The 24,454-nt window shown below is 59.1% G+C and carries 28 protein-coding genes and 1 tRNA gene; 2 read left to right on the top strand and 27 right to left on the bottom strand.

Going from position 1 to position 24,454, the window contains the following annotated elements:
• Window positions 1-14: 14 nt before the first annotated feature.
• From ACSEXW_RS25250 to pth, 16 genes are all read right to left on the bottom strand, one after another.
• Window positions 15-88: transfer RNA gene (locus ACSEXW_RS25250), tRNA-Met, on the bottom strand.
• Window positions 89-131: 43 nt separating this feature from the next.
• Window positions 132-1,283 carry a cation:proton antiporter gene (locus ACSEXW_RS25245; RefSeq protein ID WP_438448968.1) on the bottom strand — a complete coding sequence of 384 codons (1,152 nt, stop codon included), beginning with the start codon at window positions 1,281-1,283 and terminating at the stop codon, window positions 132-134.
• Window positions 1,284-1,568: 285 nt separating this feature from the next.
• Window positions 1,569-2,090 (bottom strand): S1 domain-containing RNA-binding protein, encoded by a 522-nt coding sequence (locus ACSEXW_RS25240; protein WP_438448967.1) that lies wholly within the window; start codon window positions 2,088-2,090, stop codon window positions 1,569-1,571.
• A 115-nt stretch (window positions 2,091-2,205) separates the two neighbouring features.
• Complete coding sequence (locus tag ACSEXW_RS25235; RefSeq protein ID WP_438448966.1) at window positions 2,206-2,547, bottom strand: FtsB family cell division protein; 342 nt, start codon at window positions 2,545-2,547, stop codon at window positions 2,206-2,208.
• Window positions 2,548-2,579: 32 nt separating this feature from the next.
• Complete coding sequence (gene yabQ, locus ACSEXW_RS25230; protein WP_438448965.1) at window positions 2,580-3,143, bottom strand: spore cortex biosynthesis protein YabQ; 564 nt, start codon at window positions 3,141-3,143, stop codon at window positions 2,580-2,582.
• On the bottom strand, window positions 3,140-3,427 hold the full coding sequence (gene yabP, locus ACSEXW_RS25225; protein ID WP_438448964.1) for a sporulation protein YabP: 288 nt from the start codon (window positions 3,425-3,427) through the stop codon (window positions 3,140-3,142). Before yabP ends, yabQ begins: the two co-directional genes overlap by 4 nt.
• A gap of 59 nt (window positions 3,428-3,486) precedes the next feature.
• The gene (locus ACSEXW_RS25220) at window positions 3,487-4,641 is read right to left on the bottom strand and encodes a substrate-binding domain-containing protein (protein ID WP_438448963.1); all 1,155 of its coding nucleotides are present in this window, start codon (window positions 4,639-4,641) and stop codon (window positions 3,487-3,489) included.
• Window positions 4,642-4,819: 178 nt separating this feature from the next.
• The gene (locus ACSEXW_RS25215) at window positions 4,820-5,080 is read right to left on the bottom strand and encodes an RNA-binding S4 domain-containing protein (protein ID WP_438448962.1); all 261 of its coding nucleotides are present in this window, start codon (window positions 5,078-5,080) and stop codon (window positions 4,820-4,822) included.
• A complete protein-coding gene (locus ACSEXW_RS25210; protein WP_438448961.1) occupies window positions 5,080-5,352 on the bottom strand; it encodes an HU family DNA-binding protein in 273 nt (90 codons plus the stop codon). The genes ACSEXW_RS25215 and ACSEXW_RS25210 overlap by 1 nt, the downstream gene beginning before the upstream one ends.
• Before the next feature lie 87 nt (window positions 5,353-5,439).
• The gene (gene yabN / locus ACSEXW_RS25205) at window positions 5,440-6,933 is read right to left on the bottom strand and encodes a bifunctional methyltransferase/pyrophosphohydrolase YabN (RefSeq protein WP_438448960.1); all 1,494 of its coding nucleotides are present in this window, start codon (window positions 6,931-6,933) and stop codon (window positions 5,440-5,442) included.
• A gap of 26 nt (window positions 6,934-6,959) precedes the next feature.
• Complete coding sequence (locus ACSEXW_RS25200; protein WP_438448959.1) at window positions 6,960-8,684, bottom strand: putative polysaccharide biosynthesis protein; 1,725 nt, start codon at window positions 8,682-8,684, stop codon at window positions 6,960-6,962.
• A 180-nt stretch (window positions 8,685-8,864) separates the two neighbouring features.
• Window positions 8,865-9,407, bottom strand: a complete 543-nt coding sequence (gene spoVT / locus ACSEXW_RS25195; protein WP_438448958.1) for a stage V sporulation protein T — start codon at window positions 9,405-9,407, stop codon at window positions 8,865-8,867.
• 291 nt (window positions 9,408-9,698) lie between these two features.
• Complete coding sequence (locus ACSEXW_RS25190) at window positions 9,699-10,778, bottom strand: peptidylprolyl isomerase (protein WP_438448957.1); 1,080 nt, start codon at window positions 10,776-10,778, stop codon at window positions 9,699-9,701.
• Entirely contained in the window at window positions 10,762-14,289 is a 3,528-nt protein-coding gene (gene mfd, locus ACSEXW_RS25185; protein WP_438448956.1) for a transcription-repair coupling factor, read from the bottom strand. Before mfd ends, ACSEXW_RS25190 begins: the two co-directional genes overlap by 17 nt.
• Before the next feature lie 142 nt (window positions 14,290-14,431).
• Window positions 14,432-14,662: an anti-sigma-F factor Fin gene (fin, locus tag ACSEXW_RS25180; protein ID WP_438448955.1), complete on the bottom strand. Its 231-nt coding sequence runs from the start codon at window positions 14,660-14,662 to the stop codon at window positions 14,432-14,434.
• Window positions 14,663-14,741: 79 nt separating this feature from the next.
• The gene (gene pth / locus ACSEXW_RS25175; protein ID WP_438448954.1) at window positions 14,742-15,305 is read right to left on the bottom strand and encodes an aminoacyl-tRNA hydrolase; all 564 of its coding nucleotides are present in this window, start codon (window positions 15,303-15,305) and stop codon (window positions 14,742-14,744) included.
• A 205-nt stretch (window positions 15,306-15,510) separates the two neighbouring features.
• Here pth and ACSEXW_RS25170 point away from each other — a divergent pair, with 205 nt between their 5' ends.
• Window positions 15,511-15,711: a hypothetical protein gene (locus tag ACSEXW_RS25170; protein ID WP_438448953.1), complete on the top strand. Its 201-nt coding sequence runs from the start codon at window positions 15,511-15,513 to the stop codon at window positions 15,709-15,711.
• 97 nt (window positions 15,712-15,808) lie between these two features.
• On the opposite strand, the gene ACSEXW_RS25165 is transcribed toward ACSEXW_RS25170, so the two are convergent.
• The 9 genes from ACSEXW_RS25165 to veg all read right to left on the bottom strand — a co-directional run bounded on the left by ACSEXW_RS25165 (window position 15,809) and on the right by veg (window position 22,448).
• Window positions 15,809-16,453, bottom strand: a complete 645-nt coding sequence (locus tag ACSEXW_RS25165) for a 50S ribosomal protein L25 (protein ID WP_438448952.1) — start codon at window positions 16,451-16,453, stop codon at window positions 15,809-15,811.
• A 108-nt stretch (window positions 16,454-16,561) separates the two neighbouring features.
• Window positions 16,562-17,512, bottom strand: a complete 951-nt coding sequence (locus tag ACSEXW_RS25160) for a ribose-phosphate diphosphokinase (RefSeq protein ID WP_438448951.1) — start codon at window positions 17,510-17,512, stop codon at window positions 16,562-16,564.
• Between the two features lie 46 nt (window positions 17,513-17,558).
• Window positions 17,559-18,962 (bottom strand): bifunctional UDP-N-acetylglucosamine diphosphorylase/glucosamine-1-phosphate N-acetyltransferase GlmU, encoded by a 1,404-nt coding sequence (gene glmU / locus ACSEXW_RS25155; protein WP_438448950.1) that lies wholly within the window; start codon window positions 18,960-18,962, stop codon window positions 17,559-17,561.
• 96 nt (window positions 18,963-19,058) lie between these two features.
• A complete protein-coding gene (gene spoVG, locus ACSEXW_RS25150) occupies window positions 19,059-19,343 on the bottom strand; it encodes a septation regulator SpoVG (RefSeq protein WP_438448949.1) in 285 nt (94 codons plus the stop codon).
• 115 nt (window positions 19,344-19,458) lie between these two features.
• Complete coding sequence (locus tag ACSEXW_RS25145; RefSeq protein WP_438448948.1) at window positions 19,459-19,848, bottom strand: RidA family protein; 390 nt, start codon at window positions 19,846-19,848, stop codon at window positions 19,459-19,461.
• 5 nt (window positions 19,849-19,853) lie between these two features.
• Window positions 19,854-20,693, bottom strand: a complete 840-nt coding sequence (purR, locus tag ACSEXW_RS25140; protein WP_438448947.1) for a pur operon repressor — start codon at window positions 20,691-20,693, stop codon at window positions 19,854-19,856.
• A 133-nt stretch (window positions 20,694-20,826) separates the two neighbouring features.
• Window positions 20,827-21,693, bottom strand: a complete 867-nt coding sequence (gene ispE / locus ACSEXW_RS25135; protein ID WP_438448946.1) for a 4-(cytidine 5'-diphospho)-2-C-methyl-D-erythritol kinase — start codon at window positions 21,691-21,693, stop codon at window positions 20,827-20,829.
• Window positions 21,694-21,844: 151 nt separating this feature from the next.
• Window positions 21,845-22,039 carry a small, acid-soluble spore protein, alpha/beta type gene (locus ACSEXW_RS25130; protein ID WP_438448945.1) on the bottom strand — a complete coding sequence of 65 codons (195 nt, stop codon included), beginning with the start codon at window positions 22,037-22,039 and terminating at the stop codon, window positions 21,845-21,847.
• Window positions 22,040-22,172: 133 nt separating this feature from the next.
• The gene (gene veg / locus ACSEXW_RS25125; protein ID WP_438448944.1) at window positions 22,173-22,448 is read right to left on the bottom strand and encodes a biofilm formation stimulator Veg; all 276 of its coding nucleotides are present in this window, start codon (window positions 22,446-22,448) and stop codon (window positions 22,173-22,175) included.
• A 259-nt stretch (window positions 22,449-22,707) separates the two neighbouring features.
• On the opposite strand from veg, the gene ACSEXW_RS25120 reads away from it, so the two are divergent.
• Window positions 22,708-22,908: a hypothetical protein gene (locus ACSEXW_RS25120; protein ID WP_438448943.1), complete on the top strand. Its 201-nt coding sequence runs from the start codon at window positions 22,708-22,710 to the stop codon at window positions 22,906-22,908.
• Window positions 22,909-22,944: 36 nt separating this feature from the next.
• Here ACSEXW_RS25120 and ACSEXW_RS25115 read toward each other — a convergent pair whose 3' ends face one another.
• On the bottom strand, window positions 22,945-23,145 hold the full coding sequence (locus ACSEXW_RS25115) for a hypothetical protein (protein ID WP_438448942.1): 201 nt from the start codon (window positions 23,143-23,145) through the stop codon (window positions 22,945-22,947).
• Window positions 23,146-23,350: 205 nt separating this feature from the next.
• Window positions 23,351-24,427, bottom strand: coding sequence for a Gfo/Idh/MocA family protein (locus ACSEXW_RS25110; protein ID WP_438448941.1), 1,077 nt, complete (start codon window positions 24,425-24,427; stop codon window positions 23,351-23,353).
• Window positions 24,428-24,454 lie beyond the last annotated feature (27 nt).

Here is a 24,454-nt window from a genome sequence, read left to right as displayed (position 1 = left end):
GCGTAACAATCATATAGCGGCGAAGGGAATCGAACCCCCGACCTTTCGGGTATGAACCGAATGCTCTAGCCAGCTGAGCTACACCGCCGCAGTGGAACAAGCATGAGTATACCCGAAAGGCGGGGTCACCGTCAAGTGGTGGCCTTTTCCTGCAAGGCCTTTTCCTTGAAGAAGCCCTTCATCATAGGTGGGGTTACGATGGTCGTGATCAGCACCACCGCTACGAGCACCGCGAACATGTCCTCCCGGAGCAGTCCGGCATCCATCCCCATGGCCGCGATGATTAACGCTACCTCACCGCGGGATACCATGGCGGCGCCGATCCCCCAAGAGGCTCTGCCCGGGAAGCCGGCCAGCCGGGCCCCGGCCGCAGAGCCCGCCAGCTTGGTAGCGACAGCCAGAATGCTCAGTCCGGCTATCAGCGGCAGATGTCCTGCAAGGCCCATAAATTGAGCGGTCACCCCGATAGAGGTGAAGAAGACGGGGACGAAGATGGAGTAGCCGATCGTCTCTACTTTTTCGAACACTTCGTGCTTATGCTCTGTCATACTGATGGCTACCCCGGCGATATATGCCCCGATAATCCCGGCCACTCCCGCAGCTTCCGCCATGTAGGCGTACAGGAAACAGAGAATCAGCCCTGCGGAGATCACCGCCTCGGTAATCCGGAGCGGCGCGAATTTCCGAAGGAACCACGGCACAGCCTTCCAGGCAATCAGGATGGCGACTCCGAAGAACGCCAGCTTCTTCAGGATGACGGTTCCCAGCTCCACGTCTCCTCCGGCGAAGGACATAACGAACGCCAGGATAATGATGACCAACACGTCATCAATGACGGCAGCCCCCAGAATGGTAGCGCCCTCCTTCGACTTCAAGCGCCCCATTTCCTTCAGCGCCTGGACGGAGATGCTGACGCTGGTCGCCGAGAGAAGCAGCCCCAGGAAGACGGCTTGCAGCTGCGGAAGCTCCAGGTACAGACCCGCCATCCATCCGAAGGAGAAGGGAACCGCGATTCCCGCAAGACCGACATACCCGGAGGCTTTACCGGTTTTCTTGAACTCCCCCGCATCCGTCTCCAGACCGGCAATGAACATCAGGAGCAGCACGCCGATCTGGCTGATTTCTCTTAAGATATCCGTGTTCGTGACCAGCCCCAGGACAGATGGACCCAGGAGAATTCCGACCAGCAGCTTGCCCAGTACGGAGGGCTGCCCCAGTCTGACGCTCAAGTCTCCCGCCAGCTTGGATGCTAATAGGATAAGGGCCAACTCGTAGATCAGCATGTGATGATTCCTCCTTCTTTTCCTTAGACTTCCCCGATTAGGGTAAAAGACCTTGATCCAGGGGTCAGCCTTCCCCAGACTAGCCCCGCAGACAAAAAGGAGCCTGACAGCTCTGATTTGCTCCTGCTTCGGGCAGGACAAAACAAGCTGACAGGCTCCTCCGGGTCTATCCATTATGGGGTTATCAGGTTATACGGCTGAAGCGGCCTGAAGGTTTCATCCACCTGGATGACGCGCAAAAAACCGCCGGTCTCAACGACCGGCGGCATCATGGTTAAGGGAATATTAGTCGCGGCGCGCTCCGCGGCCGCCACGCTTGCCTTCCGTGTTCTTCTTCAGGGAAGACATGCGCTCTTCACTGTCCTTCAAGAACTTGGACACCTTGTCTTCGAAGGTAGGTTGTGTTCGTCCGAAGGAACGTCCACCGCGGTCGCCACGGTCACCCCGTCCGCCGCCGAATCCGCCGCGATCACCGCGCGGTCCGCCGAATCCTCCACGGTCTCCGCCTTCTCCCCGGTCGCGAGGAGGGAAGCTCCGCCGTTCGGGAGCCCGGTTTTCTTCACCCGGAGGCTTGTCGACGGCTTGCTTGATAGAAAGGCCGATTTTCCCGTCCTTGTCCACGTTGATCACTTTCACGATGACCTTATCGGCCAGCTTCAGGTGATCATTTACATCTTTCACGTAATTGTCCGCAATTTCCGAGATGTGAACAAGGCCCGTCTGTCCTTCCGGAAGCTCAACGAATGCTCCGAAATGGGTAATGCCTGTCACCTTTCCCTCAAGCTTGCTGCCTACTTCAATTGCCATAAAGGTAATTGTTCCTCCCTTAAAAGTTTAAACAAAAGCTCCACCCGTCATAACGAAAAGAACTGGATATGTGAATTATACCCGAAGGTTGAAATACGGTCAACAAAAGAGCCCCTCATGGATTGGACCGGGGCACCTCGAATACCGTCTCGCCTTCCTTGGACAAATGCATGTCCTTCCGCATCCGCTCCGCCCGGTATTCCGGGTCGGACAAACGCTCAATCTCCCGCTTGAGCTTGGCGTTCGTGTCTTGTGCTTGGTTCATCTTATTCTCGAGAGCACCGAGACGTTCCGATCCGAGATGAATATTCTTCATCTGGGTCCAGGCCGTTCCGGCCGCCCATATCACTAAAGCCAGCACGCCGACGAGCAACAGTCGGATCCGCTTGCGGCTTCCACTTCGGTTGGATTTGGGTTCGGAGACCGGAGAAATACCGGCTCCTGCTAGCTTGGCCATTCGTGGTAATCCCCCTGTCCATAACGATAGCGCTATCTCTTCAACCAGCCGGTGAACCGGCGCCATGGCTTCAGAATCCACCCCGGCACCTTCAGATAAGGCTTCAGGGCCCGTCCGATCCATCGGAAGAGGAGACGCACAGGATAGAGCAATTGTACCACAAGTTTACATATGAAAATAGCGACCTTCGTACTATACCTTAGAATGACAACAACGCATCTATATAGGGCCATGACGGGCGTTATGACAAGGATGTGGAAGGCCTTGACGAAAAAGCGCACCATCGCCTCCACCACCCCGATGATCCAGCGGATCAGCTTGACAGAGGTTCGGGAAAGCCCCAGGAAGTAGAGCGTATAGCCGGCGAACAGGCCCAGGAAGACGAAGAAGCGGACCTGTCCGAAATTGCTGAAGAGGAGGACCCGGAAGACGGCGAACGTGGCAGCCGCCCAGTAGGCTAAGTCTAAGAGAGGGATCAGCCACCGGGGGAACCGAAGCTCATGCGCCAGCACGCGGTACAGATCGAATAGAATGCCGATCCCCACGCCGCTGGCCAGCATAAGCCCCATCGTCAGCATCTGGACGTGTAAGCTCACTTGAACAGCTTCCCTAAGAAGCCTTTGGATTTGCCGCCTGCTCCGCCGCCGTCCACGTAGGCCAATTCGTTCACCAATCCCTCAATGGCGACCAGGCCCTGCTCCAGATTCAGGTTCTTGATGTGCAGGTTGACTCCTCGGATGGCGAGAAAGCCCATCTCCGTTTCGAGCAGAAACTCCTCGCTGTCGAAGCTCTCCACATTCAGCACTCCCGAAATCTCCAGCAGCTTGCGGTTTAACATCTTCACTTCTTGCCGCTTCACTTTATTGGGTTCCATGACCATGGCTCGTACCCCTCCTCACAACTATGGTATGGGGGGTAGTCCGAAAATAGAACCGGCGGTTATTGGATGGGAATATAGCCGGTCTTCTCGACCAGCACTTGTCCCTGGGGCGACAGGATCCAATCCGTGAACTCCTTCACATGTGGATTCCCGGGGTCACGTAGGCTCACCGCATAGAACTCCGAGGCCAGCGGGTACGTTCCGCTGCGGATGGTGCTCCGGGACGGCTCCACGCCGTTGACGGCCAGGAGACGAATCTCCCCCTCCTTCACCATCTCGGTGGCGTAGAACAGGAAGCTGTACCCGATAGCATTGCGGTAGTTCCGGTAATCGGCGGAACGGGAAATAATGTCCCCCATGCCGCTCGCCACATCCTCCTTGGGCGGACTCATAAGCGGCCGCCCCTCCATCAGCTTCTGCAGCATGGTCTGGCTGCCGCTGTCCTCAGGGCGCTGGAAGGCGCGGACCGCTTCCTTTTCCCCGCCGACGCCAGACCAGCTGCGGATCTCTCCAGAATAGATGCCCTTGATCTGGTCCAGCGTCAGATTCCGGACCGGGTTGCGCACATTCACGAAGAACACGAAGGCCTCCCGCCCGATCGGGGTGAGCACCAGCTCCTTCCCCATGGCCGCTGCTTCCTCCTGCTGCTTCTTCGACGGGCCTGCCGTAAAAATCAGATCCGCCCTTCCCAACAACAGATTCTTATAGGCTTCGGAGGTGGTGGAGCAGACAACCTCGCTATTCCCTCCGTAAGGAAGATACTCCTTCTCCGGATATACCGCCTGGGCGAAGGCCGAATACAGCGGGTATAGAGCCGTAGCGCCGTCCAAGCGGGGCAGCTCTCCCGTCAGCTTCAGCGTGGAGGCTTCTCCCAGCACGACAGCTTTGGTGTGCTCCGCGAACGGCCGGTATTCATACAAATCCACCTGGTCGGTGACTGATGCCAAGCTGTGCCGATAGCCCGCTTGAATCTCGTGAACCGTAACGATACCGATGCCCACGGCCAGACTTGCCAGGAATAGCCGCCGGCGGACAGCAGGCTTTCCCACCCCCGTCACCCAGAGCAATACGAATCCCGCCAATACGGCGGCGGCTACCTCTGTCAGATGGATATAAAACCTCTGTCCGACCATGAGGTAGAGAAAAAAGTTGGCCACCAGCCATCCAAACCCGATGAATAGCAGCAGCGGTACCCCGATTGCCAGCCTCGACAAAAAGCCTTCCTTCTGCATCCCGGTTCCTGCCCTTCCTGTCAACATCATCCAATAAAGACTACATTCCCTACCGCAGCTCCATTTCCTGCTTCCTGGAGGAGTTGCCCTGCCTCCGCCACCAACCGGCCGCAAAGCAAAAGACAGGTCCGGAGCGTGTCCGGCCTGTCTTGTGGTGTCATCAATCGCTATGGGTTTCTTCCTTCAGCACCGTGTACATGCCGGCGGCTTCATCCTTGCGCGAGGTCTCGGCGATGCTCTCGACGCGGACCGTCACGCTCTTCTGTCCGAAGCGGATGGACAGCTCATCCCCCACCTTCACAGTGCTGCTCTTCTTGGCTTCCCGGCCGTTCAGCATCACGCGCCCCTGGTCGGATACGTCCTGGGCCACCGTCCGACGCTTAATCAGCCGGGACACCTTAAGAAACTTGTCGAGCCTCATTACTTAACCGCTTCTTTGAGCTTGTTGCCTGCCTTGAAGGCCGGGATCACGGATTCCGGAATGGAGATGGTGGTGCCGTTCTGCGGGTTGCGGCCGGTACGGCCGTTGCGCTTGCGGGTTTCGAAGGTGCCGAAGCCGATCAGTTGAACTTTGTCGCCGGAAGAGAGCGCATCGGTTACTTCTCCCAGGAATCCGTTCAGAACGGTTTCAACATCCTTCTTGGTCAAGCCGCTTTTCTCTGCGATGTTATTAATCAAATCTGTCTTGTTCATCGTTCTTCCTCCTAAATGAAATCATGGTTCACCATAGCCGATATGAGATAGTATTCTTTGCCAGCCCGGAAAATCCTGCCGGAGCGCCTAGTCTTGCAAAACTTTTTTCGCTTCCTGCCAGTAGTTTTCCATTTCTAGTAAACTAGTTTGCTCCAATTTTTTGCCGCTTAAACGCACCTGCTCCTCAATATACGAAAATCTTTGCACGAATTTCCGGTTCGTGAGGGCCAGCGCCTCCTCCGGATCGGTCTTGACGAACCGGGCCAGGTTGACCACGGCAAAAAGCAGGTCGCCGAGCTCCGCCTGCTGGCGATCCTTCGAGCCCTCCGGCCCCAGCTCCTCCCGGAGCTCCTGGAGCTCCTCCTCCACCTTGTCGAAGACGTCCTCGATCTTCTCCCAATCAAAGCCCACCTCGGCGGCTTTCTTCTGCAGCTTATAGGCCTTCATGAGGCCCGGAAGATCCCGCGGCACCCCGTGGAGCGCCGAAAGCTTCTCCGGCTCCAGCCCCTTCTTGCGCTTCTCCTCGGCCTTCACTTCGTTCCACTTGACCAGCGCTTCCTCCGCATCCTCGGCTCCGCTGGTACCGAACACATGGGGATGGCGGCGGATCAGCTTCTCGTTCAGCCCTTCGATCACGTCGAAGACCGTGAAGCTGCCCTCCTCCTCCTCCATCTGTGCATGCAGCATGATCTGCAGGAGCAAATCCCCCAGCTCCTCGCGCATGGCGTCCGGATCGTCGTCATCCAGCGTCTCCAGCACCTCGTAGGTCTCCTCGATCAGATTCTTGCGGATGCTCTGATGGGTCTGCTCCCGGTCCCACGGACAGCCGCCGGGGCTGCGCAGAATCTGCACGATCTCGTGCAGGCGGGCGAAGGTCCGGTTGGTCAGAGCCTCTGCCTCCGACCGGGGAACGTAGATCAGCGACAGGTTGCCGTAGCCCTCGATCCGGTCCAGCTCGTAGAGGGGAACCTGCAACAGCTTCTCCTCTTCCGCCACGCCCAGGGCATGGCCCACCCAGACCGGATGCTCGTCCGGATACAGCTCCATGAGCGACAGCTTGGCCTCAGAGGCCGTATACATGTCGTAGACCTGCCCGATGACGGTGTGAAGGCGGGGGTTCAAGGTCCGGGGAGACAGATCCGAGGCGTCCAGCAGCTGGAAGCCTTCGATCGGGTCGAAGCCGAACCGGGCGAAGGCCTGGTCCAGGAAGCTCTCCCCGCCTAATGCTGCGAAGCCGATTCCCTGCTCCGGGCAGCGCTCCTTCAAGAGCATCGTCGTGCGCTCGGCCACGAAGGGGTGGCCCGGGACTGCGTAGACGATGTCGCCGCCGTCCGCCTCCGCCGCCAGGCGGAGCAGCTCGGCGGTGATGGCCTCGTACACCGCCCCGAAGTCGTCATGGGCCTCGTACAGACCGTCGAAGGTCTCGAAGGCGAGGCCCCGGTCCTGGAGGAAGCGGACGACGGGATGCTCCGCCGTCCGCAGATAGATGCGCTGGGCGGACTCCAGCTTGCGGAGGACGCCCAGCGTCAGTTGGTTGTCGTCGCCGGAGCCCAGTCCGACGACCGTAAGGGTTGCAGGCATGAAACGGTACCACCTTTCATGTGGGGTTAGTCGCGGCTCTTCGGCAGGAGCCGGAGCCGGTAGAGAACGGGCTTCCACTTGGTGTCGAAGCCCGGTATCCATAAAAGATCGGCGGGCCGCACGGCGCCCGTCCGGAAGAGCGCCGCGGCGTAGAAGGCGGCGCCGGCGGCCACGGCGGCCAGCGCGGCTGCGGTGTAGCGCAGCCGCTCCGGCAGGGGCGTGAAGCGGTGGAGGCCCTCCAGGAGGGCCCCCTCCACCGCCAGCACGGCCACGCCCATGCCGGCTGCGGCCGCCAGCGGCGCCAGCAGCGCCCGGGGCGGCGTCACCGCCTGCGGGACCAGCCCCTGCAGGGCCCGCAGGTTCAGCGCCGCTGCCGCCGCATAGGCCGCCACCGCCGCTGCCGCCGCGCCCTGCAAGCCCCACAGGGGAACCAACAGCAGGTTCCCCGCAAGCTTCAGGCCCGCGGCAATGAACAGGCTGCGGGCCGGCACCATCACCGCGCCCAGGCCCTGGAGCATGCTGCCCGTCACCACGTGCAGCGTGGCGAACAGCGCGGTGAACGCCACCACCGCCATCGCCTGCCAGCCCTGCGGCGACTCGAAGAGCATCACGTTCACGGGCAGCGAGGTGGCGGCCAGGCCGAAGGCGGCGGCCAGACCCACCAGCCACGTGAACCGGAGCACCGGCTCCGTCCGCGCCTGCAGGAGCCGGCCGTCTTGAGCCGCCGCGGCAGCCGCCACCGACGGCACGAGAGCCGCCGCCATGGACGTGGCGATCATGGTGACGAGCTGCACCAGCGGCATCCCATGATTATAGATGCCGAACAGGTGAGCGGCGGCGGCCTCTGTCATCCGGCCGCCGCCGGCCAGGAGCCGGGGCATGGTGAGCGCGTCGACAAGGGTCAGCACCGGCAGGGCGATGGAGCCCAGACACACCGGGATGGCGAACACGGCAAACCGCCGCACCAGCCCCATCGTCCGCTCCTCCGGGGCATCCCCGGTCAAGCGCCTGCCGGCCCTAGCCGGAACCTCATCAGGCCCGCGTTCCCCCGGAGCCGGACCGCCGCCTGCACCTGCCTCTGCCAGCGGACTTCCCCTTTTCCGCCAACGCAGCCAGAACCACAGTACGGCGGCCATGCCGCCGGCTACCCCCGCCGTCGAGCCGAAGGTGGCTCCCGCTGCGATGGCGGAGGGCGCCGCTCCACGGTCCATCAGAACCAGAAGCAGCGTCACCATCACGGCCACCCGGACCGTCTGCTCCGCAACCTGGGAGACAGCCGTAGGCACCATATCCTGCAGCCCCTGGAAAAATCCCCTTACGGCCGCCATGGCCGGAGCGGCCAGCAGGGCGAAGGACACGCTGCGGATCGCCGGCGCGGCCGCCCTCATGCCGAAGGCGCCGGCGATGGCATCCGACCCGGCGTACAGCCCGGCGAAGCCCAGCACACCGGTTAAGCTGAGCATCCATAAGGCGGTGCCGAAGACCCGCTCCACCTCCCGGGGCTTGTCCGAGACGACCGCATCGGCCACAAATTTGGAGACGGCGATGGGGAAGCCCGCCGTCGCCAAGGTTAAGATCAACGTGTACAAGGGATACACTGCGTTGTAAATTCCGAATACTTCGTCCCCTGCGATATTCTGCAGGGGGATCTTCTGGAGCGTCCCCAGCAGCTTGGACACCACTGCCGCAAGCCCCAGAACGGCTGCCCCGCGGAACAGCCCGCCACCCTTCATCCGATTCATCCTTGCCATGATGCTACGGTATCCTTCCCATGGCGTTATTTCCCATGCAATATTCTTACTATAACCAATCCCGCCGGGCATTGCCAGAACCTGCCTTCCCTTCTTCCGCACAAAAAAAGCTTCCCCCAAGAAAAAGTCGACTTTTTCTCGTAAGGAAGCGTATTTTCTAGGGCTATGGTCAACCTGGTCTTACTGCTCCATTTGCTTGGCCAAGAATCCGGATGCGGTCTCCGCCATTTTGACTTCCATCTGGCCCATTTTCACGCCTTCTTCTTTGCTGATCAGAATAACGGATCCGATCGGGTCGCCGCCCGCCACAATCGGGGCGATGACGAAGGAGCTGTAGGTTTCCTCCAAGTCCTTGCAGATTTCGTATTGGCCTGCTGTAGCTTCGATCGAAGCCTTGCGCTGGTCCATGCTGGTCTCCACCAGCGGTCCGATTTGCTTATCCAGATAGTCCTTCTTAGAGGCGCCGGAGATGGCGATAATATTATCGCGGTCGGAGATCATCGTAATATGGCCTGTGCTTTCGTACAGCGATTCGGCATATTCCTTGGCGAAATCGCCCAGCTCGCCGATCGGCGAGTACTTCTTCAGGATGACTTCTCCATCGCGGTCTACGAAAATTTCGAGGGGATCGCCCTCACGAATTCTCAATGTCCGGCGAATTTCCTTCGGAATGACAACCCTGCCCAAATCGTCAATGCGACGAACAATCCCAGTTGCTTTCATGCCTCTTGATGCCTCGCTTTCCACGAAGATTAGTTGGTTTCTCATGATGCGAGCTGTATCACTTGTGGAGGGGAGATCGAGTACTTGTCCATAGTATTCTTCGATTCCCATTGTCTTATGCGCGTCTTACCTTGACCTGGCGGGTCCCTTCTTATGCATCCGCCACTGGGCCGGCTGCCTTCCCCCCGGTGTTTACATTATGTCCAAATTTAACTTATACAATGCCGCCAGCTCTTGCCAAGTTCATTCTCCTCAGAAAAACAAAAAGCACCCCGAGGGGTGCCTGGTACCTTATTTCGCAGCCGGCGATGCTGCCGGGGATGCTGCCGGAGAGGCTGCAGGTGAAGCGGCCGGCGACGCGGCGGACGATGCGGCAGGAGAAGCCGATGCTGCCGGAGCGGTGACCTTGAAGTCCAGAGTCGGCAGCTCCTTGGTCATGAAATCGCTAATGCTGGCATCGGCCAACTCGCTCTTCAGCGATTCCTTGACGGCATCGATGGTCTGAGCTTCACGCTTGTCCACTCTCATGATGTGGTAGCCGAAGGAGCTCTCGAACGGGCTGCCGATCTGGCCCACCGGCTGCTGGATCGCCTTCTCCTTGAAGGCCGGATCCCATGCGGTTGTGCCGAGGTTCTCGTTCTCGTACTTGCCTCCCTTATCCTTGGAGCCCGGATCGTCGGAATATTCCTTGGCCAGCACCGCGAAGTCGCCGCCTGCGGTCAGCTTCGCCTTCACCTCGTCGGCACGCTTCTTGGCCTCATCCTTCGTGCGCAGATCCTTGGCGCCGGTCGGATCGCTCGGATCCTTCAGGGCAACCAGGATATGGGCGACGGACGCCACATCGAATGCATGGGGGTCGACCTTCAGCTTCTGGTCGTAGTTGTCCTTCACCTGCTGATCGGTCACTTTGCTGCTCGCTTCCTTCACCACTGAACCGCTCATGGTGATGTAGGTTTCCAGATCCGCCTTGGTGACCTTCAGCTCTTTCAACTGCTTATCGAAGGAGCCCTTCTCTTGGGCATCGTACATGTCCTGCATTTGCTTGATCTGGTCCTTCGCCTCGGTCTCCGCCGCCTTCTTGTTGGCATCGCTTGCGCGGGCGGACAGAATCTTCATGGTGGCCAGCTGCTTCAGCACATACTCCTGGAGCTGAGCGTTGCCTTCCACGGGACCGTACTGCGAGAAGAAGATGCTCGCGAACGTATTCATCTCGGTCTGGTTAATCTCGCCGCCTTTGTACGTAGCCACGACGGTTTTCGACCCGCCGCTTTCGCCTTCCTTCTTGCCGCATCCGGATACCGCCAACGCAGCTCCCATTACCGCCACCAGCATCAGCTTGGGCGCCCGGGCCTTCTTAAGAGTTTGCAACATTCTCTAATTCCCCTTTCGGTTTGAGAGCATCTTTATATTGTACCAAGAACCGTTCCAGCCATTCGATAGACTGCTCCGGCGTAAGTCCCTTTCCCTTGAACAGAAGCTGGTGGCCGGCTCCCGGTACGGTGCGGATCCGGTTCTCGAAGGCGCTCTGGAGAGAGGCCAGCTTCTTCGGGTCCACCCGCTCTGCGGCGGCGGGCTGGAAGATCAGCTCGTAGTCTTCTCCACGCTGCTTGATGGCTTCGATCTGATATTCCGAGCCGTAGATTCGGATCCGGGCTACCGTCATGAGGCTGCGTACTGCCTGGGGCAGGTCGCCGAACCGGTCCGTCAGCTCCTCCTCCAGATCCTCCACCTCATCCAGCGAGGTTGCGGTGGCCACTTTCTTGTAAATTTCGATCTTCTGCATGCTGTCATAAATATAATCGGACGGCAGATACGCGTCAAGCTGCACGTCCAGCTGGGTGATGAAGGCCCGCTTCTCCGGCTGGGGCTCGCCCAGCTCGGCCTTGCGCTTCTGGACCTCCTCGGCCAGCATCTGCGAATACAGATCGAAGCCCACGGAGGCGATGAAGCCATGCTGCTCCGCTCCGAGCAGATTGCCCGCGCCCCGGATGGACAGGTCCCGCATGGCGATCTTGAAGCCGGAGCCCAGCTCGGTGAATTCCTTAATGGCCTGCAGCCGCTTCTCCGCCACCTCGGTCAGGACCTTGTCCCGCTGGTAGGTAAAGTACGCATAGGCGATCCGGTTGGACCGGCCTACCCGGCCGCGGAGCTGATACAGCTGGGACAAGCCCATCTTATCCGCATCATGGACGATCAGCGTGTTCACATTGGGGATGTCCACGCCGGTCTCGATGATGCTGGTGCTGACCAAGACGTCGTATTCTCCGTCCAGGAAGTCCAGGATGGTCTTCTCCAGCTCCTGCTCGGACATCTGCCCGTGGGCCACCGCCACCCGTGCATCCGGTACCAGCATGGTAATCTGGTCCGCCATCTGCTGGATGCCTTGGACCCGGTTGTACAGGAAGTACACCTGCCCCTCACGGGCCAGCTCCCGCTCGATGGCCTCCCGCACCAGCGCGTTGCCGTACTCGACCACATAGGTTTGAACCGGGAAACGGTTCTCCGGCGGGGTCTCGATGACGGAGAGATCCCGGACGCCCAGCATGGACATGTGCAGGGTCCGCGGAATCGGGGTAGCGGTCAAGGTCAGCACGTCCACATTCGTCTTCAGCCGCTTCAGCTTCTCCTTGTGAGACACGCCGAACCGCTGCTCCTCGTCCACAATGAGAAGGCCCAGGTCCTTCCATACCATATCGGTGGACAAGAGACGATGGGTGCCGATGACGACGTCCACCGTTCCGTTCTTGACTCCCTTGATCGTCTCGTTCTGTTCCTTCTTGGACCGGAACCGGCTCAGCACCTGAACGTTGAAGGGGAAGCCGGAGAACCGCTCCTTGAAGGTCTCGTAATGCTGCTGGGCCAGGATGGTCGTCGGTACCAGCACAGCCACCTGCTTGCCGTCGATTGCCGCCTTGAAGGCGGCCCGGATGGCCACCTCCGTCTTGCCGTAGCCCACGTCGCCGCAGAGCAGACGGTCCATCGGACGAGAACGCTCCATGTCCACCTTGATCTCCTCGATGGCCCGGCTCTGGTCCCGGGTCTCCTCGTAGGGGAACATCCCCTCGAAGTCCTTCTGGTACGGCGTGTCCTTGCTGAACGCATAGCCGGGACGGGACTGCCGCTCTGCGTACAGCTTGATCAGGTCGTCCGCAATGTCCTGAACGGCCGAGCGGGCCTTGCTCTTGACCTTGCTCCACTCCGTGCCGCCCAGCTTGTAGATCTTGGGCTCCTTGCCTTCGTCGGCTCCCACGTACTTCTGAATCAGGTCGATCTGGTCGATCGGGACGGAGAGCTTGTCGCCTCCGGCATATAAGATATGAATATAGTCCTTGTGGATCCCGTTGATCTCCAGCGTGCCGATGCCGACGTATTTGCCGATGCCATGGTTTACATGAACCACATAATCGCCGACCTTCAGCTCCTGATAGCTCTTGATCCGCTCGGCATTCTCCAGCTTCTTGTCGATCTTCCGGGCCTTGCGCTGCTTCTGGGTGAAGAGCTCTCCTTCGGTGATGACCACCAGCCGGACGGAAGGAATCTCGAAGCCGGCCTGCAGGTTGCCATCCAGAATCAGCTCGGGCTCCTCAATATGGTAATCCTGCAGCACGCGGCGGACCTTATCGATCCGTTCCCGGCCTTGGGCCAAGAGCAGCACCTTGGAGCCGGTCTTCCTCCACCGCTCCATCTCCGACTTCAGCACGTTCATCTGGCCGTGGAAGTTCTGCATGGGACGGCAAGGCACGTTGACGATGTTCTGCGGGCTGGCCCCCGCCACCTGGCGGAGGAACAGGGACAAGTACACACAGGGGAACGGCTTGCGGTGCAGAAGCGATTCATACGGCTTGGAGATGACGAAGGCAGGCAGGCTCTTGCCCTCCTGCAGCATGCCGGTAATCCATTCGGCCTCGTCCCGCTCCAGCTGCTTGGCCGTCTCCACGATCCGGGCCGGCTCGTCGATGACGAGCACCGTATCCGGCGGCAGCTGGTCCAAGAGCGTCTGGCGCTCGGGATACAGCATGGAGATATACTTGGCCATAGCGGGGAAATACTGCTCCTGCCGGAGCATCTCGATCTCCTGCATGATCTCTTCCTGCAGCTTGGTCTTGGCTGAGCGGTCCGACATCTTGGACAGCTGGTCCTGCAGCAGCTCGTAGGCATGCTGGGCCGCGCTTTGGAATCGCTTACTATCGGCGAGAAGCTCCTTGCAAGGGCGGATCTCCACCTCGTCCAGCTTCTCGATGGACCGCTGCTCGGCCGTATCGAAGGTCCGGATGGAATCCACTTCGTCATCGAACAGCTCGATGCGGTACGGGTTGGGAGCCGTCATCGGGAAGAAGTCCAGAATGCCGCCGCGGACACTCATTTCGCCCTTATTCTCCACCTTGTCCGACCGCTCGTAGCCCATGGCCGACATCCTGCGGAGCAGGCTGTCCAGCTGGACCGTCTCCCCGGTCTTCACGCGGATTAAGGCTTCGGCGAACACCTGCTGGGGCGGAAGCAGCTTCCGCAGCCCGGCGTAAGGAACGACAAGAACGCCCCGAAAGCCGGCGGCAAGGCGCGTCAGGGCGTCAATTCGCCGAGACAGCATCTCCGGGCTTTGGGCGACCATCTCCGCCACCATCAGCTCCTGGGCGGGGAACAGGATCACTTGATCGGAGGAGAGACATTCCGTCAGGTCCTCCGTGATTTTTTGGGCGGCAAACATATTGTGCGTTAGCACCACGACCGGCCGCTGGGCTTCTACGGCTAGGGCCGCGATCATGACCTGCCGGGATGAACCGGAGAGGCCTGAGATGATCTGCTCTCGAAGTCCGCCCGCAAGCCCTGATGCGATGGAACGGAAGTCGGGATCTTGGGAAAAGGCATGTATCAAGGCCTGCAACGTAGAACCACTCCTTATACCTTGCGGACATACTGGATTGTGCCCCGGCCCCCGGTAAGAGGCGGAGCATGCTCTTCTTTTTGGCATCCAAAAAAAGCCCGGGCGAATCCTCGCCAAGGCCTTGTCACCATACTGCTATGCCTTATTGAAGCGGATTGGCGACGAGCACAAGCTCCGGATGGGTCTCCAGGGCCTGCCTGCAGTAATCGCATGTCACTTTGACCGTTACGTCGCCATTTTGGCTATATGCTATTATATCTCTACGCTCATCAGGGGTCAAGAAATGGAAGCCCAGCTGGAATTCGCTGACCGCGTCGCTGTCGATCTGTCCGATATCTGTGTGGCAATGACGGCAAATGTACTTTATGGCCATATGTATGCCTCCCGCATTCATGGTATACCTGACAGTATGCCCTGAACAGGAGGGTTTCCATACGGGCGCCGCACTTTCGTTACCCGTTGTATTTGGCCATGGTCTGCTCGAAGGTATGGGAGAGGGCGAAGGTCATGGCGTCCCCGGTCCGCTCCAGCACCGCCGGCAGCTCCTTGAACTCCTCCTTGCGAAAGTCGGCCAGGACGTAGTTCGCGATGTCGAAGCCCGGCTGCGGGCGCGAGATTCCGATCCGGATCCGGTTGAAGGTCTGCGTGCCTGTGTGAGCGATGATGGACTTGATGCCGTTGTGCCCGCCGGCGCTTCCCTGATACCTGAGCCGGATCTGCCCGAACGGGGTATCGAGGTCATCGTAGAGCACCACCATATCCTCCAGCTTCGCCTTGTAGAAGTCCATGAAGCCCCGGACCGATTCGCCGGACAAATTCATATAGGTCTGTGGCTTGATCAGCACGACCTTCTCCCCCTGGACGTTCCCCTCTCCGACGAGGGCCTTGCTCTTCCCGTGGGGCTTCCAGGCGATTCCCCATTCCGCCGCCGCCCGGTCCAGCGCCATGAACCCGACGTTGTGACGCGTTTTCTCATATTGGTTCCCTGGATTTCCCAGCCCTACAAACCATTTCATCCGGTTTCTCCCCTTTGACGCCATTTATGAAGATTTTTTACAAAAACATGATTTTCAGATCAAACCTTTGCATGGTATCCTTTGTCATATCTCATATAAGCCTCTATTCGAAATACCGGCCCCGCGGATCCTTCAACAACCGGTGGAGCCCGGGCAAACGGCATGCTGTCGATACGCACAATCCGTTTCCATAAGGAGGTTAATCGTGTATTCTTTCGGCCAAGTATTGAGCGAGGACATCCATTTCCTCGACCATATGGAGCACGGCATTCCCGTTCAGGTGTACAATGGCCGCCGGCACTTGGATATCGGTTTCGTCCAAGGCATATCCCGGGAGTTCATCAAGATCGGCAACCTTTATTACCGGAGGAGCCTCTACACGTTCATCTCACGGCCCGGTTACTGAAGGAATGTAAGCGCTCTATCGCTGCTCAGGAACCCTCTTACCTCGGATATCAAAATAAAAAACGGGCGCAACGAAGGTTGCCGCCCGTTCTTTCTGTTCAGGATACGGTCTCCGCCGTTTGCTGCACGGCCTCTGCAGCAGGCTTGCCCTTGGCTTCCGCTTGTGCAGCTGCCTCATCCGGCTCCTCCGCTTCCTTCTGCGGCGCCAAGAGGGTCGCCACCACATCCTCCGCGTGAGACTTCAGCTCGATGCCTTCCGGCATGACCAGATCCCGCACCAGGACGGTGTCGCCCAGCTCCATGGCCGAGATGTCGTATCGGATGGCCCCGGGTATAAGCGCCGGCAAGCAGCGGATCTCGACCTCGTGCATCTGCACCTGCAGCATGCCGCCCTCCTGCTCGCCCTTGGGCTCACCCACCAGCTCCAAGGTGACGGAGGTGCGGACGGGCTCGTCCATGTTGATCTGGTGGAAGTCGATATGCAGCAGATTCCGGGTGATCTTGTCCCGCTGCACCTCATGGATCATGACGGGCTGCTTGCCTCCCTGCGGGAGATCCATCTCGACGATGGCGTGGGGATTGGAACGAAGCAGCATCAGGAGCTCCTTCGCTTCCACAGCGATGGTCGTGCTGCCGACCTTCTTGCCGTATACCACCCCCGGAACCTTGCCCGAAGAGCGAAGCTGCTTCACCGCATGTTTCGTCGAGCCGTCGCGGACTTCCGCTTTCAATGACAGTACCATATGTGAGAACCTCCTGGCCTTTTCGGCTGCACTAGTGATCGATACCAGTAGAACCAGCAATCTACCTTCTAGTATGCCCAAAATCAGGAGGTTCCATCCAGCTGTCCCTTAATCCTCGAAGAGCTTGCTGATCGGCAGCTGCTCGTGGATGCGGATGATCGCTTCCCCGATGGTCGGAGCCACAGACAGCACCTTCACCTTGGAGGACGGCTCCGGGTGAAGCAGCGGAATGGTGTTGGTGACAACCAGCTCCTGCAGCGGCGACTTGTCGATGCGCTCCATGGCCGGACCGGACAGGACCGGATGGGTGGAGCAGGCGTATACGGACTCGGCGCCGTATTCCTTCAAGGCGTTGGCCGCCAGCACCATGGTGCCGGCCGTATCGATGATGTCGTCGATCAGAATGGCCGTGCGGCCCTTAATGTCGCCGATGATGTTCATGACCTCCGAGACGTTGGGCTCCGGGCGGCGCTTGTCAATGATGGCCAGCGGCGCGGACAGATAGTCGGCCAGCCTGCGGGCGCGGACGACGCCGCCGTGGTCCGGGGAGACGACGGTTACGTTCGGGAAGCTTTTGTTGCGGAAGTACTTGCCTAGGATGGTGACTCCCAGCAGGTGATCCACGGGAATGTCGAAGAAGCCCTGGATCTGGGTGGCGTGCAGGTCCATGCTGATGACCCGGTTGGCGCCTGCGGTTTCGATCATCTTCGCAACCAGCTTGGCGGTGATCGGATCACGGGAACGCGCTTTGCGGTCCTGCCGCGCATAGCCGTAATACGGCATGACCACGTTGATGCTCTTGGCGGAAGCACGCTTCAAGGCGTCGACCATCACGAGAAGCTCCATCAGGTTGTCATTGACCGGATAACAGGTGGACTGGATCACGTAGACGTCACAGCCCCGTACGCTTTCATTAAGCTTGATGCGGATCTCTCCGTCGCTGAATTGGAGCGCCTCGGCGTCCCCCAGAGGAAGGCCGATGTAGGCGCTGATTTCCTGAGCCAGCTTCGGGTTGGAGTTGCAGGTGAAAATCTTCAATTTCGGGTCTAGATAAGCCACTAACGGTTCCCCCTCGGAAGTCGGCCTTGCTGGGTATCCAGAAAGGTTAATGTGATTCCTTGTCCTGATCCTTCTTCGCCTTGAAGCGGTTGCGGATCTTCTCCGCATACCCCTTTTTGTTCACTTGGCGCTCACGCGCGATGGCCACGTCGTTCTCCCCCACCTCTTGGGTGATGGTGGAGCCCGCTACCACATACGCGCCTTTGCCGATCTTGACCGGAGCAATCAGGTTGGAGTTGCTGCCGATGAAGGCGCCGTCCTCAATCTCCGTAGTCGATTTATTGAAGCCGTCGTAGTTGGCCGTAATGACGCCGCAGCCGATGTTGACGCCGCTGCCCACGATGGCATCGCCGACATAGCTCAAGTGCGGCACCTTGCTGCCTTCGCCGATCACGGCGTTCTTGATCTCTACGAAATCGCCGACCTTGACCGAGTCCGCCAGCTTGGCGCCCGGACGCAGATAGGCGAAGGGGCCGATGCTGACGCTGTTGCCGACCGAAGCTTCGAGCAGCACGGACTGCTTGATGTGGACGCCGCTGCCCACGGTGGAATCCGTCATCTCCACGAACGGGCCGATGATGCAGTCCCCGCCGATCACCGTGGTCCCCTTCAGGATGCAGCCCGGCAGAAGCACGGTATCCGCCCCGATCTGCACGTCCTTCTCAATATAAGTGTTCCCCGGGTCTATGACCGTAACCCCGTTCACCATATGCTGCCTGATAATGCGGCTGCGCATGAGGCCCTCCGCCTCGGAAAGCGCTACCCGGTCGTTCACGCCGATAGCCTCGGCCAGGTCGTCCGTGCAATGGGCCAGCACCGTATCGCCCTGGTCCTTCAGAATCTTGATCACGTCGGTCAGATAATACTCCTTCTGGGCATTATCGTTCTTCACCTGCGCCAGAGCGGCGAACAGCTTCTTGTTGTCGAAGCAGTAGCTGCCGGTGTTGATCTCCCGGACCGCCGCCTGCTCAGGCGAGCAATCCTTCTGCTCGACGATGGCCGACACCTGCCCGGACGCATCCCTTAGGACCCGGCCATAGCCGTGGGGGTTGGCGAACTCCGCCGTCAGCACCGTCGCAGCGGCTCCCCGGCTTTGATGCAGCTCCACCATGCTGCGCAGCGTCTCCTCCCGGATCAGCGGGGTGTCCCCGCACACCACGAAGGTAATGCCGTCCTCGGACGCCAGCAGATCCTTCGCCTGCAACGCAGCATGACCGGTGCCCAGCTGCTCAGATTGCAGCACATATTCGGCCCGGTCTCCCAGAACTTCCTTCACCATCTCGGCTCCATGCCCGACTACGACGATCTTGCGGGCTGCCTGGAGACTCTCCACCGCATCCAGCACGTGTCCCACCATCGGCTTGCCGCAAACGGGGTGCAGGACCTTGTAGAGCTTCGATTTCATGCGCTTCCCTTGGCCTGCGGCCAAAACGATACTAAATATATTCAAATCCATCAACTCCGTTTGTATAAAGTCCATATTGAATATATCTCACTTTGGGGCAAAAGAAAAGAGAGCCGAGCGGCTCCCATAGCGAACTTGCTATTAAGCTCCTTCTTCCATTACGTCCTCATCCACTGCCGCCCTCTCGTACTCAGCGAGGACAGCCGCTTGGATCTTCTCCCGGGTGGAGGAGGAAATCGGATGAGCGATGTCGCGGAACTCTCCGTCCGGGGTCCGCTTGCTCGGCATGGCGACGAACATTCCATTGTTCCCGTCGATGACGCGAATGTCGTGAACCACGAATTCATTATCGATGGTAATGGAGGCGATGGCCTTCATTCTCCCTTCGGAGTTGACTCGGCGGAGTCTTACGTCGGTAATTTGCACTTCTCTGTTCACCACCTTTGAACTTATCGAGACTTGCTGTATATTTCCACAACAACTGGTAAATTCCTTCTTTTTTTTGAAGGTTTTTAGGTATTTTTTTAAATAATCCTACAACTTAAACTATTTCGACATTTATCGTTGCAACCAGCTCGATTTCGACAAGCACATCCCTCGGAAGCCGCGCCACTTCTACGGTGGAGCGCGCCGGCTTGTGATCGCCGAAGTAGGAGGCATACACCTCATTCAGCTCGCCGAACTGGTTCATATCCTTCAGGAAGACGGTAGCCTTCACCACTTGTCCGAAGCTGGAACCCGCCTCCGTTAGAACCGCTTCCAAATTCTTAAACACCTGCTCCGCCTGCTCCTTGATGCCGCCCTGCAGGAGCTGCCCGTCCGGCTTCAAGGGAATCTGACCGGAGGTGAACAGCAGGCTGCCGCACACCACCGCTTGGGAATAAGGGCCGATCGCCGCAGGGGCGTTCGGAGTCGCTATGGTCTTCAACATGTCGTTCAGTCCTCCCCGACTTCTTCCTCGTCAAAATAGTTGCCCGGCACAACCTTCACCTGGCGCGTCTTGGAATCCACGCCGGAGAGCCGGGCCAGCGACACATACTCGTCCACGAGATGCTCTTCCACTTCGTCGGATTCGACGAACACCCCGACGCCCTTGACCGTGGCGCGGAACTCCTGAAGCAGGTCCATCATGCCGTGGATCGTACCGCCCGCGCGCATGAAGTCGTCGATGATCAGCACCCGGGACTCCTCCTTCAGCGCCCGTCTCGAGAGAGACATGGTCTGGATCCGCTTGTTGGAGCCTGAGACGTAGTTGATGCTGACGGCGGAGCCTTCGGTCACCCGATTGTCCCGCCGCACGATGACCACCGGCAGATTCAGATGAGTCGCCACGGCGTAAGCCATGGGAATGCCCTTCGTCTCCACGGTCATCACCACGTCGATGTCCCTTCCGGAGAAGGCGGTGGCGAACATCTTGCCGATCTCGTTCAGCACCATAGGCCGGCCCAGCAGGTCGGACATGTACATGTACCCGCCGGGAAGAATACGCTCCGGCTGCTCCAGCTGCCGGCAGATGTCCTGGATGAAGCCCAGCGACTTCGCCTTCGGCACCCGCGGAATGAACTTCACGCCTCCGGCGGCACCCGCCAAGGTCTGAAGATCACCCAGGCCCTCCATCTCGAACACTTCCTTGATGATGGCCAGATCCTCGCTGATCGAGGATTTAGCCGAGCTGTAGCGCTCGGCGAATGTAGTCAAAGGAATAAGCGTATGGGGGCGGAACAGCAAATATTGCGTCATTTCCACCAATCTTGCGCTTCTTTTCAATTTCTTCATCGACGCACCCCCTGATGCGAATCATGCATAGCAAAATCCGAATATTATAATGAGAATATATCATTTTTGTCCGTAAATGTTCAAGGTTCTCATGAAAATTATTCTTACATCAAGGTGACATAAGGGCAAAATCCTAATTGTTTTCCTTCGTCAGAAGCCTGACGGCATAGACTTCCTTGCAGAACCCCCGCAGCCCGTTGTAGACCCGGGTCGCCTTGGACTCCTTGGCGCAGATTCCGAACACCGTGGGACCGCTTCCGGACATGAGCACGCCGTCCGCTCCCAGACGGACCATGCAGTCCTTCAGCTGGCGCACCTCCGGGTACAAGGAGAGGGTCACCTCCTCCAGCACGTTGCCGAGCCCGCCGCACAGCGCCTGGAAGTCCTTCTGCCGGATGGCCTCTATCACTGCAGCCGTATCGGGGTGGCGCTCGATCCGGTCTGCCCGCAGCTTGCCGTACACATCGGCGGTGGATACGTTGATGGGCGGCTTGGCCAAGACGACCCAGCATCCCGGCGGCGAATCGATGAACTCCAGCTTCTCCCCTCGTCCCCGGGCCACGGCCGTCCCGCCCGTGACACAGAAGGGCACGTCCGAGCCCAATTCGGCGCCCAGCTCCCGAAGTTCCTGATCTCCGATGCCCAGCCTCCACAAGCGGTTCAGCCCCCGCAGGGTGGCGGCGGCATCGCTGCTTCCTCCCGCCAAGCCGGCGGCGACGGGAATTTTTTTGTCCAAATGTATGTATACGCCGTGCTTCACCTCATACCGGTCCTTGATCAGCTTAGCCGCTTGGAACGCCAGATTCTTCTCGTCGAGCGGAATGTATCCGGCCTGGCTGGATATGATGATGGTGTCCCTCGGCAGCTCCTGCATCTCGATCCGGTCTGCCAGGTCGACCATGGTCATGATCATCTCAACCTCGTGGTATCCGTCGTCGCGCTTGCGCAGCACATCCAAGGTCAGATTGATCTTGGCGGCGGCTTTCTCCATGATTTTCATTCCCGCACCTTCTTTCGGCTATAAGCCCCTTCAGCTTTACATATTATAACAAACCGAAGGCAGAAAAGCACATGGCGCCTTTCCGTAAGCTCCAAGCCCTGTACGCCAAAAGACCGAAGCGCTCCCGCTCCGGCCCAACCGATGCATGCTCTTATCTGCCGTAGGGACCCTGCGGTCCCCGGGAAGCCTGCTCCGCAATCTGGATGGCCCGCTTCACCATATTCCCGGCATCCTTGGTCGTGATCCCGCCCCAGCCTTCCTGCTGAACCTTGTTATAGAAGCCGAGATCCTTGGCCAGCTCGTACTTGAGCTCCTCGGACATGACGCCGCGGCGTCTCCTGCCCATGGCTGTCCACCTCCTGCGCCGCTGATAGCCGGCATAAAATGTGTGTATGCGGCTATTGTGCGCCAAGATGAGGACCCTTATCCCTGGACAGCACAAACGGCAAAATCCCCCGGGATTTCGCCGCTCTATGTCGCTAATTCTGTATGTAAGTGATCCGCACCTGCCCGTCATCCTTGCATACGGTCACCTCGACGGACTCCGTCAGAATGTCGGCGTAGCTGTAGGACACGCGCTTGAAGGTCTGCTGCTCTTGGTCCAGCTTGACGATGAAAACAGAAGGGTAGGTTTCTTCCAGAACTCCCGAACGTTCAATGGTCTTCCGGCGCCCACCGTTCGCCCGAAGCATGATCTTCTGGCCAACGTGGGTCTCCATGGTGCGTTTGATCTCCAATAGCGCATTTTTAGCCATTGAGTGCTACCACCTCTTTCCAATTTGATTATACCTGATTTGCGGCATTTTGTCAAATTTTGGCCAAATATTATATCAGCGGTACGAAGTGTTTGTCAACGATTTTTTATTGCCTGAAAATTACCAGCCCGGCCGGGCAATGTTATTACGATTCCCTATTGTGAAGGATCTATCCATCCCCGCAGCCGTTTTATCGTCCAATCGGAGGACCGCCGCGCGCCATATGCTGTTGGTAAGCATAGGAAAGGAGGCGCTGCGGATGCGGATCATCCAGCTGATGTCCTGGGGGACGCCAGTCCGGATCTATTTCGACCGCCGGTATCTCGACGGACGGTACATGGGGATTCACCATCATGACTCGGTTCTGCTTCTCACCCTGAAGCGCAGGTCCGCCGTCTACATCCGGTACGACCGGATTGCAGCGGTCATGCTGCTCCAGCGGCCAAAAAGAAGAAGGTGAGAGGCCGGGCCTCTCACCTTCTTGCGCTGTTACAGATTAAGACAGAATGTCTACGCCTGTGACGGCAGACAGCTTGATGAAGCGCAGGAATCCACCCTGGTTGATGACAACGGAGCCGTTCATGATGCCCATGTAGGTTCCGGTGTGAAATGTTCCGTCAAAGTGGATGCGGATATTTGGCGTACCGACGCCGATCTGGCTCAGGATACTTTGCACTGCGGTGTTGTACTCTCCCATCCCGATCGCCTCCTCTCTCATCTTGATAGTTCATCTTATGCAAGATTCGGTTGAGAGAGTGTGCGATTCTACCACGGTACTCGTGGAAATATAGAGAGGGCGAGCCTTTGCTAGACTCAAGCGGTTGATCTTGCAGCCTTCCCCATCATCAAGCCGCACAAAAAAAACGGCGGTCCGCATCGGTCCGCCTTTCGTGTCCGGGCTATCAGACGGGATCGGCCCAAATCTGCCGTTCCGTCCGAATCTTCTGTCGGCTTGCAGCCGCCTGCTTGATTAAGAGACTCAGATAGTGGTCCTGGGAAGCCTCGGCCAGCGAATAGAAGGATGAGCCGCCGCCGATATACTCCCCCATCCTGCCGAGGCAGGTCGCCACAGCAATCTCATCGTCCGACAGGCGTCCGGGGGCATAGGGATTGCGGTAGATCTCCTCCTCGCCCAGCAGGATCCCCTTCAGGTGGAACCCCTCCAGATTCCCTCCCGCTCCGGCTTGGATACGACGGAGACCGGTCTCCACCGGAGTCCGGAAGTCGCGAAGGTACCGGACCTCCTCGTTGTGGATCTCGCCCCGTTCTCCCCGAACCAGGACCCGGGGGCCCCGAATCCAGGAGAAATACTGATCCCGTGTAAAATCGTACACGCCCAGCTTGCCGCCGAAGTCGATCCGGGCGATCGTCTGCTCGGAGTCGGCCAGCTCCTCCCGCTCCGGCGGACCGGACCGGCTGGGCCCCGCGACGATCGGGGCGGTGAAGGAGTAAGCCTCGATCTCCGCCTCCTCGAACCCGGCGCCGAGCAGATGGCGGATCAGGCTGATTCCGTGGTAGTCGTGGGCCGCCGACACCTGCGCTTGGGTCACCGTTCCGAGCCGCCCCGAACGGACGATCGCAAGCCGGGCCGCATGGTGGGGCTGGAAGATATACTGCTCCGCCACCTGCACCCTTGCCCCCTTCGGAAGCCTCCGATGAAGCGACTGCAGTGTCTCCAGGTCGGGAGCCGGAGGCGTTTCGCACAGGACGGGGATCCCCCGTTCCGTCAGCTCCAGGATCAGCTCCGGCGCCGCCTGCCGCGGAACCGACACGACGGCGAAGTCGAAGCAGCCGTCCGCAGGCAGCCCTCCGGCATCCGCATGGACGCGGACTCCCCATCTGCGGGAGACCGCTTCCGCCTTCGCCGGGTCCCGGACCACCATATCCGTCACCCGGAACCGTTCCGGCAGCGCCTCCGCAATTCTTAAGAAGAACTCGGCCCTCCAGCCGGAGCCTACTATGGCAAACCGTACCGCCATTCCCTCATCTCCCGTCGCTTGTCTTTC

Source organism: Oryzibacillus soli, from assembly GCF_051594765.1.
Classification (GTDB): domain Bacteria; phylum Bacillota; class Bacilli; order Paenibacillales; family NBRC-103111; genus Paenibacillus_AR.
Note: the sequence above shows the minus strand (reverse complement) of the source record. Positions and strands in the feature narration are given on the sequence as shown.